Genomic DNA, 14,488 nt, shown 5'->3' with positions numbered 1-14,488 from the left:
AAATGACAAATGCCTACCAACAAGCGGGAGTAAATATTGAGGCTGGATATGAAGCCGTAACGAAAATAAAAAAACATGTAAATAGAACCGCACGTCTTGGAGCTATCGGGCAGTTAGGCGGTTTCGGCGGTGTCTTTGATCTTTCCGCCTTACATTTAAAAGAACCAGTATTAGTTTCGGGCACAGATGGAGTCGGGACGAAGCTCAAGCTTGCTTTTATGATGGATCAACATCAAACCATTGGTATTGATTGTGTAGCGATGTGTGTCAATGATATTGTTGTACAGGGAGCGGAACCGCTTTATTTTCTCGATTATATTGGGATTGGCAAAACGATTCCTGAAAAAATCGAACAAATTGTTCAAGGGATATCGGATGGCTGTGTGCAAGCTGGTTGTGCGCTTATCGGTGGAGAAACGGCTGAAATGCCTGGATTATATGATGAAAATGAATATGACTTGGCTGGTTTCGCCGTCGGTGCATGCGAAAAATCTGAACTCATAACTGGTGAGAATATCCAGGAAGGCGATATTCTTATTGGTCTTGCCTCGAACGGCATTCATAGTAATGGCTACTCCCTAGTGAGAAAAATAGTCTTCGAACGTCATAATTTGAACTTAGATGAACAACTTCCTGGGTTAAAGGGTACGTTAGGAGAGGAATTATTAAAACCTACGAGGATTTATGTAAAAGCGATACTGGCAGCCTTACGTGAATTTGAAATAAAAGGAATGTCTCATATAACAGGTGGCGGATTTATTGAAAATATTCCAAGAATGCTGCCCGATGGGTTAGGTGCAGTGATTAGTCCGACATCATGGCCGATATTGCCTATTTTTGAACTGCTAGAAAAATATGGGGAACTAGAGAGAAAAGAAATGTTTAATATTTTTAATATGGGACTCGGATTTGTAGTTGCAGTTAATCCGAAAAATGCTGATCAAGCTATTCAGTTTTTCATTGAACAAGGAGAAAAGGCTTATAAAATCGGAACTGTAACAAAAGGCAATGACATTCAATTTATTCAAGAGGGGAAAGAGAATTGAAGCGGCTAGCTGTTTTTGCATCAGGGACTGGTAGTAACTTTCAAGCGCTTGTTGGCGCGGCTGCATCAAACGATTTACAAGCAGAGATTGCTTTACTTGTATGTGATAATTTAAATGCACCTGTTCTTGAAAAGGCAAAGCAAGTAGGCGTCCCTGTATTTGCCTTCAACCCAAAGGAATTTGATTCGAAAGCTGAATTTGAAGTGTCGATTCTTGAACAACTGCAATTCTATAATATTGATTTGATCGTGCTAGCAGGGTATATGAGATTAGTAGGAACAACTTTATTGGAGGCATATCCAAATAAAATCATTAATATTCACCCATCCTTACTACCATCTTTTCCTGGAAAAGATGCGATTGGCCAAGCGATTAGATCGGGTGTAAAGATAACTGGTGTTACGATCCATTATGTTGATCAGGGAATGGATACAGGTCCAATTATTGCACAAAAGGCAATAGCGATTGAGAAAGATGATACCCTTTCTGATGTTGAGGCGAAGATACATCAAGTAGAACATTCTTTTTATCCTGAAATAATAGGAAAGTTAGTGAATAGGAGGTTTGAAAGTGAAACGAGCGTTAATTAGTGTTTCTGATAAAACTGGAGTTGTTGAGTTTTCAAAGAGTCTTGTTGATTTAGGATTTGAACTTTTGTCAACAGGAGGAACGAAGAAAACATTGGAGGATAATGGGGTACCCGTTATTGGTGTGGAGGAAATAACTGGTTTTCCTGAAATTTTAGATGGTAGGGTGAAAACTCTTCATCCGTTTATTCATGGCGGACTTTTGGCAAGACGAAATATGGAAGACCATATGAAGCAGTTAGATCAGCAGGGAATCAAGCCGATTGATTTAGTTTGTGTCAATCTCTATCCTTTTCAAAATACGATCGAAAAGCCTGATGTTACTTCGGAAGACGCGATTGAAAATATCGATATCGGTGGACCATCAATGTTAAGAGCAGCTGCAAAAAATCATGAAGATCTAACTGTTGTTGTTGATGCAGATGACTATCAAAAAGTTTTAGAAGAAATGCGTGAAAATGGAGATGTATCAAACAGTACGAAACGAAAACTAGCAGCTAAAGTATTCCGTCATACTGCGGCATATGATGCCCTTATCGCAGAGTATATGACTGAATTAGTGGAAGAAGAGCAACCAGAGCGCGTAACTTTTACATATGAATTACAACAAAATTTACGTTATGGGGAAAATCCTCATCAAGGAGCAGCTTTTTACAAGCGACCTTTAGGATCTGAATTTTCCATTGCGAATGCAAACCAACTTCATGGTAAGGAACTTTCCTACAATAACATTCGTGATGCAGATGCAGCTTTACAAATTGTGAAGGAATTTAATGAGCCTGCAGCTGTTGCGGTTAAACATATGAATCCGTGCGGGATTGGCATTGGTCTCACTATTTCTGAGGCTTTCAGTAAAGCATATGAAGCTGATTCAACTTCCATCTTTGGTGGAATTGTTGCCTTAAACCGTGAAGTCGATAGTGAAACAGCACGACAACTGCATGAGATTTTCTTAGAAATCGTAATTGCCCCATCCTTTTCTGAAGAAGCTTTACAAATATTAAAGGCAAAGAAAAATATCCGTCTTTTAACAACTTCATTTACCGGCGTCAATCGAAACGAAAAGGTATTAACATCTGTCGAAGGTGGATTACTTATCCAAGATCAAGACACGTACACATATGAAGAGGCGAGCATCACTGTTCCAACAAAACGACAGCCGACAGAGGAAGAGTTAGCTGCCCTGAAATTAGGATGGAAAGTTGTTAAACATGTTAAATCCAATGCGATCGTTGTTGTCGGCAACGATATGACACTTGGGATTGGAGCAGGACAAATGAATCGTGTCGGTGCTGCAAAAATTGCCTTAGAACAAGCCGGAGAACGTGCTCAAGGTGCGGTAATGGCATCCGATGCTTTCTTCCCAATGAGTGATACGGTGGAAGAAGCAGCAAAAGCTGGCATCACTGCCATCATTCAACCGGGAGGGTCTATCCGTGATGAAGACTCAATCAAAGTGGCTGACGAATACGGAATTGCCATGGTATTTACAGGAGTGAGGCATTTTAAACATTAGGATAGGAGCGGGGAGAATATGAAAGTCTTGATTATCGGTAGCGGTGGGCGAGAACATGCCCTTTGTAAAAAAGTAAAAGCGAGCTCCCTCGTTACGCAAGTTTATTGTGCCCCCGGTAATGGTGGCATTGGGGAAGACGCGATTCTTGTACCTATTCAAGAAACGGATTTTGCAGATCTAATTGAATTTGCCAAAAAGGAAGAAATTGATTTAACAATCGTGGGTCCAGAAGTTCCATTAGTAGCTGGAATTGTCGATGAGTTTGAAGCGGCAGGCTTAAAAGTTTTTGGGCCTCGAAAAAATGCGGCAATTATTGAAGGAAGTAAGACATTTGCTAAAGAATTAATGAAAAAATATCATATACCAACTGCAGAATATGAAACTTTTACCTCCTATGAGTTGGCTAAGTCTTATATAGAAAAAACTGGCACACCAATTGTCATTAAAGCGGATGGCCTTGCTGCAGGAAAGGGCGTAGTCGTCGCCATGACGATGCAAGAAGCCGATACGGCGTTAAAGGATATGCTCTTGGACGCAAAATTTGGCGAATCCTCCGCTAGCGTCGTTATTGAAGAATTCCTTGTTGGTGAGGAATTTTCATTAATGGCTTTTGTTAACGGGGAGAATGTTTATCCAATGGTCATCGCCCAAGATCATAAGCGAGCCTTTGATGGTGATCAAGGTCCGAATACTGGAGGAATGGGTGCTTACACTCCTGTTCCACAAATTCCAGATTCCGAGGTTGATAGGGCTGTAAGAGAAATTCTAATTCCGACAGCGAACGCAATGATCCAAGAAGGCCGTCATTTCAAAGGGATTTTATATGCAGGATTAATTCAAACTGAAAAAGGTCCAAAAGTGATTGAATTTAACGCACGCTTTGGTGATCCGGAAACTCAAGTTGTTCTTGAAAGACTTGAAAGTGATCTTGTTCAGTTAGTTCTTGATTTATTAGATGGCAAGAAACCCGCGGTTCAATGGACAGATGATGCTGTCGTAGGAGTCGTACTTGCGGCAAAAGGATATCCTGGCGCATACCAAAAGGGCGTCGCATTGCCAAATTTAACAGTTCATGATTCTGATGTTTCCGTATTTCATGCTGGTACGGTACGCACGCAAAAAACAGAAGCGTATTTATCTAATGGAGGAAGGTTGCTTTTAACAACGGCGAAAGCAAAAACTATTTCAGATGCGTATGAAAAAGTATACAAGGAAATGCCAATCATAGATGAAAATGAATTTTTCTATCGTAGAGATATTGCAATAAAGGCACTGGGGATAGTGCCACTCAAAAGATAGAAAAATAATGATTGAAACACAGTCTTTTTCGGTGTATTCACAGGGTATATAATGAGCTTTAATAAAAGCAAGTGGAGAAAAATGTTTACCTTTCTCTGCTTGCTTTTTCGTTGTTACACAACATCTGTTTGTTAGTAACTTTTTCTTTACTCGAGACTAGGAAAATGTCTTTTATTACAATCTGATGAATTATTCAAATTAGTTACATAACCTTACTGCGGTAGAAATAATAGTATGTTAGAATAGTAACATAAAGGAAGTTCATTCCTAGGAGGAATAAATATAATGGATCAAAAATTCAGATGGAAAAATAAACAGATTCGTGAACAAGTATCTGTTCTTAATGGTCAAAATTCACCTACGATCCTCTTGAAGAATGCACGCTTTTTGCATTCCGTACTCCGCACTTGGATGGTAGCTAATATATGGATTTTACGTGATAGGATTGTCTATGTAGGAGAAGAATTACCACAAAAAATAGAAAACTGTGAAGTGATTGATTGTACAGGATTAACACTTGTTCCTGGCTATATAGAACCGCATGTTCATCCTTTTCAGCTTTATAACCCATTGGAATTATCAAGGTTTGCCGGGCAAACTGGAACTACGACACTAATTAGTGACAACATTCTTTTCTTTTTACATTTAGATAAAAAGAAAGCGTTTTCCCTAGTTAGTGAATTAAATCAGTTGCCTATTTCGATGTTTTGGTGGGGAAGATATGATTCGCAGACGGAAATGATTGGGGAAGAAACGGTATTTACAAATGGAGAAGTTAAATCATGGTTGGAGCATGATTCCGTTCTTCAGGGAGGCGAGTTAACTGGATGGCCGAAGCTGCTTGCCGGGGATGATCTAATGCTTCATTGGATTCAAGAAACAAAACGTCTCGGCAAAAAGGTGGAAGGCCACTTTCCGGGAGCTTCTGATCAAACTTTGGCAAAAATGAAGTTATTTGGTGCTGACGGTGATCATGAAGCTATTAATGGTGAAGAAGTATACCAACGACTTATGCATGGTTACATGGTTTCTTTGCGCCATTCTTCGATACGCCCTGATTTACCAGTGATCTTAAAAGATTTGCAGAGATTAGGTATTCATCAATATGATTCTATGATGCTTACAACAGATGGCTCCACTCCAGGTTTTTTAAAGGAAGGCATTATAGATCAGTTAATTCGCATTGCAATGGAACATGGAGTTCCTACAATTGATGCTTATCATATGGCTTCTTATAACATTGCTCGATATTTTAATATGTTGCCACACTATGGCATGATTGCAACGGGGAGGGTAGCTAACATAAACTTCCTTTCAAGCGAGAATGAACCAACACCTGTTTCAGTTTTAGCAAAAGGGGTTTGGATTAAAAAGGATGGAAAGGAAGTTAGTACAGCTGCTCATTTTTCATGGGAAGATTATGATCTAGGACCATTAAACTTAGATTGGGATATCCAAGCATCTGATTTACAATTCTCTATGCCATTTGGAATAGAAATGGTCAATGCTGTCATTACTAAGCCGTATAGAGTGTCGATTGATCTTGCAGTGGAACATTTGCGACAAAACCAGAACGAAAGCTTCTTTATGCTCCTTGATCGTAAAGGAAAATGGCGGCTTAACACAATGTTAAAAGGGTTTGCTAATTCTGTAAGTGGATTTGCCTCATCGTTCTCATGTACTGGGGATATTATTTTAATTGGGAAAGTAAAAAAAGATATGATCCTTGCCTTTAAACGTATGAAAGAAATCGGTGGCGGAATAGTCCTTGTGGAAAACGGAAAAATCATCCATGAAATTAGGCTACCACTTGCTGGTCTAATGTCTGATCAAAAACTCGAAGTATTAATGAATGAAGAAGGACAACTAAAGGAACTTCTCATCGACAGAGGCTATCCATTTAGCGATCCTGTTTATTCTTTACTTTTTTTCTCAGCTACACATTTGCCTTATATTCGAATCACGCCAAAAGGAATGTATGATGTTATGAACAAAACAGTACTCTTTCCAACATTAATGCGTTAAAATAGTAAATAACACTCTACATCCACTTAGGGGTTGGAAACAGAAATGATTTGGAAAAGGTTATCTATTTTACTAACATTCAGTTGCTTTTTAGTTTTAGTTGCTTGTAGTAACCAAGAGCAGGAAAAAAAGGAATCTCAAGAAAATCTTACTCCACCAAAAGAAGTTAAGGAGGAAGAAAGAGAACCTGCATTTGCTTATCCTTTAACGGGAGAGGGATCTGAAGAGGCCCGCACTCATCGCGCGATTGCAGTTACGATTAATAATCACGTTTTAGCACGTCCGCAAAGCGGGCTTACTAAGGCGGACATAGTTTACGAACTACTTGCAGAAGGATCTATAACAAGATTTTTAGCGATTTATCAAAGTGAGTTTCCAGACAGGTTTGGCCCGGTCAGAAGTGCGCGTGACTATTTTATTGACGTAGCAAAAAGTTACGATGGTTTGTACATTGCACACGGATATAGCCCGAGTGCAAAGGAAAGACTGGATTCGGGTGAGATCGATAATCTAAATGGTATGAAATATGATGGGAGTTTATTTAATCGCTCTACAGATCGAAAAGCGCCGCACAACTCATATATTTCTTATGAAAATGTTTTAAAAGGAGCAAATAAGGAACAGTACAGTATGCAAGGTGCTCCAGCATCACTGGAATTTCTCACAAAAAGCGATGTCGAAGAACTTCGAGGAGAAAAAATCAATCAAATTAAAGTTGCCTATAGTAAAGGCAGCGAGTTTACTGCCGAGTATCAATTCGATAAAGAAACGGAGAAATATTCGCGTTACTCTAATGGGGAGCAAACTGCAGATTTGGATACGGGAGAACCGGTACTCTTGGATAATGTATTAATTATTGAGACAGTCCATAAAGTATTGGACTCCAATGGGAGACGTTCCATCGATTTGACATCTGGTGGAAAAGCATTATTATTTCAAAAGGGAATTATGCGAGAAGTAGATTGGAAAAGTCAAGATGGTCAGATTTTGCCATTTGAAGATGGAGTCCCCGCTAAACTTACAGTTGGAAAAACGTGGATAAACGTTGTCCCTAATATGGATATTGTTACTAGTGTAGAATAGTGTCAACGAATGAATAAAGGAGAAACCGCCTCATGCAAATTGAAAAGTTAAGAGGAAAAGAATTAGACCAGCTTTTTGAAGCTATCCTTTCATTAAAAGATCTTGAAGAATGTTATCGTTTTTTTGATGATTTATGCACAATTAATGAAATTCAATCTTTGTCCCAGCGTTTAGAAGTAGCAAGAATGTTAAAGGATGGTAACACCTATCACAAAATTGAAACCGAGACAGGTGCCAGTACAGCAACGATTTCGAGAGTGAAACGCTGCTTGAACTTTGGTAATGATACGTATGAAATGGTGTTGGAACGGATTCAATCGGAAAAATAGTCTTAGTATATGGAAGTCTGGTACTCCTTTTTTCTAGGAACCAGACTCTTTTTTCTTTGCCGAGAAAATTGTAAAATTGGATGATGGAGAAGTTAAGAACAATCAAATGCTTTCATAAAGCTAATGATGCATTGCGGCTTAGCAAATTTTGAGGCTTCTTAAACAAAAAGTTAAACACGGTTTTGCTAGAAGCGCACGAAGTTTACACGTCGAAGAGCATTGCGGCTTAGCACTTATTAATTATCTTCTGTGTAGATAAGGCAAATGTTATAATGGTAGTTGGTCAGCAGAATGGAGGACTTTAAAAGAATGTACGATATAAAAAAATGGCGGCATGCCTTTAAGTTAGATCCAAATAAAGACATTTCGGATGAAATGCTTGAGAGGGTATGTGAATCTGGTACTGATGCCATCATCGTAGGTGGTTCAGATGGTGTTACGTTGGACAATGTATTGCACCTTCTTGCAAGAGTAAGAAGATATACTGTACCATGCGTCCTGGAAGTCAGTAATCTAGAATCGATTACACCGGGGTTCGATTTATATTTCATTCCATCCGTACTGAATACTCAAGATATTCGTTGGTTTTCTGGGCTTCACCATCAGGCAATGAGAGAATACGGTGAGCTAATCGATTGGGATGAACTCCTTGTGGAAGGCTATTGCATTTTAAATAATGATTGTAAAGTTGCCCAATTGACCGATGCTAATACAAACTTAGATGAAGACAGCGTGGTAGCCTATGCGATGATGGCAGAAAAAATGTTCCATATGCCCATTTTTTATATGGAATATAGTGGCGCCTATGGAGATCCTAAACTTGTGCAAAAGGTTAAGGAGCAATTATCTAAGACAACCCTCTTTTATGGGGGAGGTATAAAAACTGCTGAACAAGCGGAGGAAATGGCGCAGTTTGCTGATGTTATTATAGTTGGTAATATAATTTATGAAAATATAAATGAAGCATTGAAAACAGTCCAGACTATTGAATGACAATTACTATAAAATAAGTTATAATAGAACAAACGTTCCTTGTAGGTGGTGAAAGGTATGCAATTTTTAACAAATCGCCTTCTTGAGGGGTTAAATCCCGAGCAAAAGAAGGCAGTCCAAACGACAGATGGACCTCTATTAATTATGGCCGGTGCAGGAAGTGGTAAAACGAGGGTGTTAACGCATCGCGTAGCCTACTTAATGGTTGAAAAGGGTATAAATCCATATAATATTCTTGCGATTACCTTTACAAATAAAGCGGCACGCGAAATGAAAGAAAGAATTGGGAAAATCATGGGTGGAACGTCTGAAGATGTATGGATTTCCACCTTTCACTCGATGTGTGTACGTATATTAAGACGTGATATTGATCGACTAGGGTATAGCCGTAACTTTACTATACTAGATTCTACTGACCAATTATCCGTTATTAAAAGTATTTTAAAAGACCTTAACATTGATGCGAAAAAGTTTGATCCGCGCGCTCTTCTAGGTTCCATTAGCGGAGCGAAAAACGAATTAGTGACACCTTTAGAATATGATCAGCAAGCTGCGGGCTTTTACGCACAGACAGTTAGCAAGGTGTATAAAGAGTATCAACGAAGGCTTCGCCGAAATAACGCACTCGATTTTGATGACCTTATTATGGTAACCATTCAACTTTTTCAAAGCACCCCAGAAGTACTAGAATATTACCAACGAAAATTTCAATACATTCACGTGGATGAATATCAGGATACGAATCGTGCCCAATACATGTTAGTTAAAATGCTTGCGGCAAGACTTCGAAATATTTGTGTTGTAGGAGACTCCGATCAGTCGATCTATCGCTGGCGCGGAGCTGATATTGCAAATATCCTCTCTTTCGAAAAAGATTATCCCAATGCAAAAGTGATTATGCTAGAACAGAATTATCGCTCGACAAAGCGGATTCTAGAAGCTGCTAACGAAGTGATTAAAAACAATTTTAATCGTAAGTCGAAAAATCTATGGACAGAGAATGTAGACGGACAAAAACTTGTTTATTATCGTGCAGACGGTGAGCAAGCAGAAGCACAATTTGTAGCTGGGAAAATTAACGAACTAAGAAAATCTGGAAATAAGCGACTTTCCGATTTTGCGATACTTTATCGCACAAATGCTCAATCTCGTGTAATGGAAGAGGTTTTACTAAAATCAAATATTGAGTACACTATTGTTGGCGGGACGAAATTCTATGACCGTAAAGAAATTAAGGATCTACTAGCCTACTTGCGATTAATCGCCAATCCCGATGATGATATTAGTCTCCAAAGGATCATCAATGTACCAAAAAGAGGAATTGGTGCGACATCAATAGATAGAATTGGTGCCTATGCAAGAGAACGAGATTTTTCAATGTTCCAGGCGTTAGCTGAAATTGATTTTATCGGTCTAGCAGGCAAGGCTACGAATGCAGCAGCAGAATTTTACGAACTCATTAGAAATTATACGCAAATGCAAGAATACTTATCTGTAACTGAATTGGTAGAGGAAGTTCTAGAAAAGTCAGGTTATCGAGACATGCTTAAAGCTGAAAAAACGTTGGAAGCAGAGAGCAGGCTTGAAAATATTGATGAATTTTTATCTGTAACAAAAAGCTTTGAAGAGGGAAGTGACGATAAAAGCCTGATCGCTTTTCTTACAGATTTAGCGCTTGTTGCGGATATCGATCGCCTCGATGAAGATGACACAGCGGGTGAAGCTGTTACACTAATGACTCTCCATTCTGCAAAAGGTCTAGAATTTCCAGTCGTGTTTCTAATTGGGATGGAGGAAGGTGTATTTCCTCATAGTCGATCCTTAATGGAAGAAGAGGAAATGGAGGAAGAGCGAAGATTAGCCTACGTAGGGATAACTCGCGCTGAACAAGAACTATACTTAACCAATGCTCAGATGAGAACTTTGTATGGTCGAACAAATATGAATCCTGTATCGAGATTTATTGCTGAAATACCGGAAGAATTAGTAGAATATGCTCATGAAAAGACGATCAAGCCGTCATTTACAAGTAGAGCAAGCCTTGGAAACGAAAGAAGAAAACCAACAATTAGGCCTGCAGCTGTATCTAATTCTAGTAGTTCCGATTGGAGAGTAGGCGATAAGGCAGAACATAAAAAATGGGGAGTTGGAACAGTTGTAAGTGTTAAAGGGGATGAAGGAAATGTTGAACTTGATATTGCATTCCCTAGTCCAACTGGAATTAAACGACTTCTTGCTGAATTTGCTCCAATTCAAAAAGTATAGTTTTGTTCCCTGAATACATCTCACTTTTCCTAGGAAGGGCTGAAATTGATGAATCGTGATACAGCTGAAAAACAAATAAATAAACTTCATAATCTACTAAACCAATATAATTACGAGTATCATGTTTTAGACAATCCCTCTGTTCCGGATTCTGAATATGACAAACTCATGCAGGAATTAGTTCAACTAGAGAGTGAATATCCTGAGCTCATTACTCCATCTTCTCCTACTCAACGAGTCGGTGGTCAAGCATTATCAGATTTTGAAAAGGTACGCCATCAAACACAAATGTTGAGTCTGGCAAACGCATTTTCTGAATCGGATTTACGGGATTTCGATAGAAGGGTTCGCCAAGCAATCGATGACTCATATAGCTATGTATGCGAGTTGAAAATAGATGGACTGGCCGTGTCCCTTCGTTATGAAGAAGGACTATTTGTTCAAGGTTCGACAAGAGGTGATGGGACGATTGGTGAAGATATTACGTCCAATTTGCGTACGATCCGATCCCTCCCATTAAAATTGAAAGAACCATATTCGATCGAGGTTCGCGGAGAAGCTTTTATGCCTAAAAAGTCGTTTATAAAGCTTAACAAAGAAAAAGAAGCAAAAGGAGAGATGCTGTTCGCAAACCCAAGGAACGCGGCAGCAGGTTCTCTCAGACAACTAGATCCCAAAATCGCAGCTTCACGAAATCTCGATATTTTTCTATACGGAATTGGGGATTTTGGAACGATGGGGGTATCAACCCATAGCTCCGGGCTCGATTTGTTAGAAAGAGTTGGGCTAAAAGTAAACAAAGAACGCAAAAGATGCAATTCCATTGAAGAAGTTCTTCAATATATTGAAAGATGGACGAAAGATCGACCAAATCTCGATTATGAGATTGACGGGATTGTTATCAAAGTGGATTCTTTAGATCAACAAATCGACTTAGGAACTACAGCAAAATCCCCTCGCTGGGCGATTGCTTATAAATTTCCTGCGGAAGAAGTTGTAACGAAGCTAACTGATATCGAATTAAGTGTTGGCAGAACGGGTGTCATTACACCTACTGCTATTTTAGAGCCTGTTCGAGTAGCGGGGACAACTGTCCAGCGGGCATCGCTTCATAATGAAGATTTGATCCGTGAAAAAGATATTATGCTTGGCGATTGGGTTATCGTTAAAAAGGCAGGGGATATCATACCAGAAGTTGTTCATGTTTTAGAAGAACGAAGAAATGGTGAGGAGATACCATTTCATATGCCTACCCATTGTCCAGAATGTAGCAGTGAATTGGTACGCTTAGATGGTGAAGTTGCACTTCGCTGTCTTAACCCTAAATGCCCTGCCCAGAGAAGAGAAGGACTTATTCACTTTGCCTCCCGAAATGCTATGAATATTGAAGGACTTGGCGAAAAAGTCATTAGTCAGCTGTTTGCACTTGAACTTGTCAAGGATCCTGCTGATATTTATTCATTAACGGAAGACCAACTACTAAGCATGGAAAGAATGGGTGAAAAATCAGCTGCTAACCTTCTAAAGGCGATTGAAGTATCTAAATCTAATTCTTTAGAAAAGCTGCTCTTTGGACTTGGAATTCGCCATGTCGGAGCAAAAGCTGCCGCTACACTTGCTGAACACTTTGAAACGATGGACAAGCTAGCTGTTGCAAAAACAGAGGATCTACTTCTAATTGATGAAGTAGGAGAGAAGATGGCAGACGCAATTTCTACTTATTTCGAAAATGAAGAAGTTGAACAACTTCTAGTAAAACTGAAAAATGCTGGAGTTAATATGGAGTATCTTGGCCCTAAGCGAAGCGAAACAGTCAATATTGATTCTATTTTTAATGGGAAAACAGTTGTTTTAACGGGGAAATTAGAAAAAATGTCCAGAAATGATGCGAAAGCAAAAATTGAATCAATGGGTGGAAAAGTGACTGGAAGTGTTAGTAAAAAAACGGATTTAGTAATTGCGGGTGAAGAGGCTGGGTCTAAATTAACCAAGGCAGAAGAACTGGGAATAGAAGTCTGGGACGAAGAAAAACTTTTGGAGGAACTTGAAAAATAAGGATTAGGTGGAAAACCAATGAAAAAATGGTTTATGTGTGTTTTAACAGTTGTGCTTTTGAGCGGTTGTATCCCGTCATTTGAAAAAGATAATCAAATTGTTCAGGAAAGCGATGAAAATAAAGAAACATCGATCATCCCAAATTACCAAATTTCTGACTCTCTATACCGTACAATTATTCCATTCAAGCCTAGTAAGACAAGGGGAATGGTTGTTTCCAATTTATACTCATCCTACGATATAAGAGAATTCGAAACGGGACTAATGAGAGTAGCTAAAGAAGACTTCTCTACAGACAAATACTTGTTTCAAGAAGGACAAATATTGGATCAAGAAACTGTAAGAAGTTGGCTAAATCGGAAATATACAAAAGCGCAGATGAAAGAACTTAAATTAGAAGAGGAAGAAAACGTTGGCTTAAACCCAGTTAATGATGAAAAAGGGTCTGTAGAAGAGCAGAATCAAAAAAGTCCAATTTATCTAGCTCATATTTTAGAACACGATTATATAGTGAGTAACGATAATAAGGGAAAACTAGGTGGGATTGTTATTGGACTTGCCTTAAACTCAGTTCATTACTATCAAAAGGAGAAATATGGAGCCACCTTTGAACAACCAATTCTCCATGATAAATTAGCTGAAGAAGGGAAAAAGATGGGAGCAGAAATATTAAAGCGACTGCGTTCTATGGAAGGGGTCGGTGATATTCCGATTACCATCGCACTATTTGAGCAAAGTAGCCGAAATGCAGTCATCCCAGGAACTTTTTTTGCTTACGCCCACGCTGATAAAGGCAGTTCGTCTCTCGGAGATTGGAAATCGATCGATGAGAAGTTTTATCTTTTTCCATCATCTAATGCAGAGGAAGATAAGCGAGATGACGTTGCTCGTTTTATGAGATTTAAAGATGACATTGAGAAGTATTTTCCTAATTTTAACGGAGTTATTGGCAGAGCTTTTTACAAAGATGAACAATTTGTCAATTTGAAAATTGAAATCCCTATTCAGCTATATGGAGAAGCGGAAGTCATCGGTTTTACACAGTTGGCCACTTCCTTAGTAATGGATCACTTTTCTAAATTCACTGTAGAAGTAAATATTACATCGATTAATGGAGCGGAAGCATTAATTGTCAAAAAAGCTGGTGACGAAGAACCATATGTTCATATATATTAAATAGGACAGAGGCAGGTGTTGAGTTAAAAGTGAGCTTCCCCGTATTCCTGGAGAGCATTTGCGCACGCTTTTGCTCTTGCTTGCTCTCTTGCTTTTTTGATATGATCAATATTA

General features: G+C 38.9%; 11 protein-coding genes. All 11 read left to right on the top strand.

Annotated features, from left to right (window positions below; translation table 11 throughout):
• Positions 1-2 precede the first annotated feature (2 nt).
• The 11 genes from purM to BN1243_RS09310 all read left to right on the top strand — a co-directional run bounded on the left by purM (position 3) and on the right by BN1243_RS09310 (position 14,374).
• Positions 3-1,046, top strand: coding sequence for a phosphoribosylformylglycinamidine cyclo-ligase (gene purM / locus BN1243_RS09360; protein WP_062106212.1), 1,044 nt, complete (start codon positions 3-5; stop codon positions 1,044-1,046).
• The gene (gene purN / locus BN1243_RS09355) at positions 1,043-1,636 is read left to right on the top strand and encodes a phosphoribosylglycinamide formyltransferase (RefSeq protein WP_062106210.1); all 594 of its coding nucleotides are present in this window, start codon (positions 1,043-1,045) and stop codon (positions 1,634-1,636) included. Before purM ends, purN begins: the two co-directional genes overlap by 4 nt.
• Positions 1,617-3,149 (top strand): bifunctional phosphoribosylaminoimidazolecarboxamide formyltransferase/IMP cyclohydrolase, encoded by a 1,533-nt coding sequence (gene purH / locus BN1243_RS09350; protein ID WP_062106208.1) that lies wholly within the window; start codon positions 1,617-1,619, stop codon positions 3,147-3,149. Before purN ends, purH begins: the two co-directional genes overlap by 20 nt.
• 18 nt (positions 3,150-3,167) lie before the next feature.
• A complete protein-coding gene (gene purD / locus BN1243_RS09345) occupies positions 3,168-4,448 on the top strand; it encodes a phosphoribosylamine--glycine ligase (protein WP_062106206.1) in 1,281 nt (426 codons plus the stop codon).
• A gap of 282 nt (positions 4,449-4,730) precedes the next feature.
• Positions 4,731-6,473, top strand: a complete 1,743-nt coding sequence (locus BN1243_RS09340) for an adenine deaminase C-terminal domain-containing protein (protein WP_195892154.1) — start codon at positions 4,731-4,733, stop codon at positions 6,471-6,473.
• A 45-nt stretch (positions 6,474-6,518) separates the two neighbouring features.
• A complete protein-coding gene (locus BN1243_RS09335) occupies positions 6,519-7,556 on the top strand; it encodes a DUF3048 domain-containing protein (RefSeq protein WP_062106202.1) in 1,038 nt (345 codons plus the stop codon).
• Between the two features lie 32 nt (positions 7,557-7,588).
• Positions 7,589-7,885: a YerC/YecD family TrpR-related protein gene (locus tag BN1243_RS09330; RefSeq protein WP_062106200.1), complete on the top strand. Its 297-nt coding sequence runs from the start codon at positions 7,589-7,591 to the stop codon at positions 7,883-7,885.
• A gap of 309 nt (positions 7,886-8,194) precedes the next feature.
• Positions 8,195-8,878 (top strand): heptaprenylglyceryl phosphate synthase, encoded by a 684-nt coding sequence (gene pcrB, locus BN1243_RS09325; RefSeq protein ID WP_062106198.1) that lies wholly within the window; start codon positions 8,195-8,197, stop codon positions 8,876-8,878.
• A 57-nt stretch (positions 8,879-8,935) separates the two neighbouring features.
• Positions 8,936-11,143, top strand: coding sequence for a DNA helicase PcrA (gene pcrA / locus BN1243_RS09320; protein WP_062106197.1), 2,208 nt, complete (start codon positions 8,936-8,938; stop codon positions 11,141-11,143).
• Positions 11,144-11,191: 48 nt separating this feature from the next.
• On the top strand, positions 11,192-13,198 hold the full coding sequence (ligA, locus tag BN1243_RS09315; protein WP_062110534.1) for an NAD-dependent DNA ligase LigA: 2,007 nt from the start codon (positions 11,192-11,194) through the stop codon (positions 13,196-13,198).
• Between the two features lie 18 nt (positions 13,199-13,216).
• On the top strand, positions 13,217-14,374 hold the full coding sequence (locus BN1243_RS09310; RefSeq protein WP_062106195.1) for a CamS family sex pheromone protein: 1,158 nt from the start codon (positions 13,217-13,219) through the stop codon (positions 14,372-14,374).
• The last annotated feature ends 114 nt before the right edge of the window (positions 14,375-14,488 follow it).

The organism is Bacillus niameyensis, assembly GCF_001375535.1.
Lineage (GTDB): Bacteria > Bacillota > Bacilli > Bacillales > Bacillaceae_C > Lederbergia > Lederbergia niameyensis.
Note: the sequence above shows the minus strand (reverse complement) of the source record. Positions and strands in the feature narration are given on the sequence as shown.

Excerpts from the sequence above, each read along its gene's own strand:
- purM (WP_062106212.1), top strand. The coding sequence starts at position 3 with ATGACAAATGCCTACCAACAAGCGGGAGTAAATATTGAGGCTGGATAT.
- purD (WP_062106206.1), top strand. The coding sequence starts at position 3,168 with ATGAAAGTCTTGATTATCGGTAGCGGTGGGCGAGAACATGCCCTTTGT.
- BN1243_RS09335 (WP_062106202.1), top strand. The coding sequence starts at position 6,519 with ATGATTTGGAAAAGGTTATCTATTTTACTAACATTCAGTTGCTTTTTA.
- BN1243_RS09330 (WP_062106200.1), top strand. The coding sequence starts at position 7,589 with ATGCAAATTGAAAAGTTAAGAGGAAAAGAATTAGACCAGCTTTTTGAA.
- pcrB (WP_062106198.1), top strand. The coding sequence starts at position 8,195 with ATGTACGATATAAAAAAATGGCGGCATGCCTTTAAGTTAGATCCAAAT.
- pcrA (WP_062106197.1), top strand. The coding sequence starts at position 8,936 with ATGCAATTTTTAACAAATCGCCTTCTTGAGGGGTTAAATCCCGAGCAA.
- ligA (WP_062110534.1), top strand. The coding sequence starts at position 11,192 with ATGAATCGTGATACAGCTGAAAAACAAATAAATAAACTTCATAATCTA.
- BN1243_RS09310 (WP_062106195.1), top strand. The coding sequence starts at position 13,217 with ATGAAAAAATGGTTTATGTGTGTTTTAACAGTTGTGCTTTTGAGCGGT.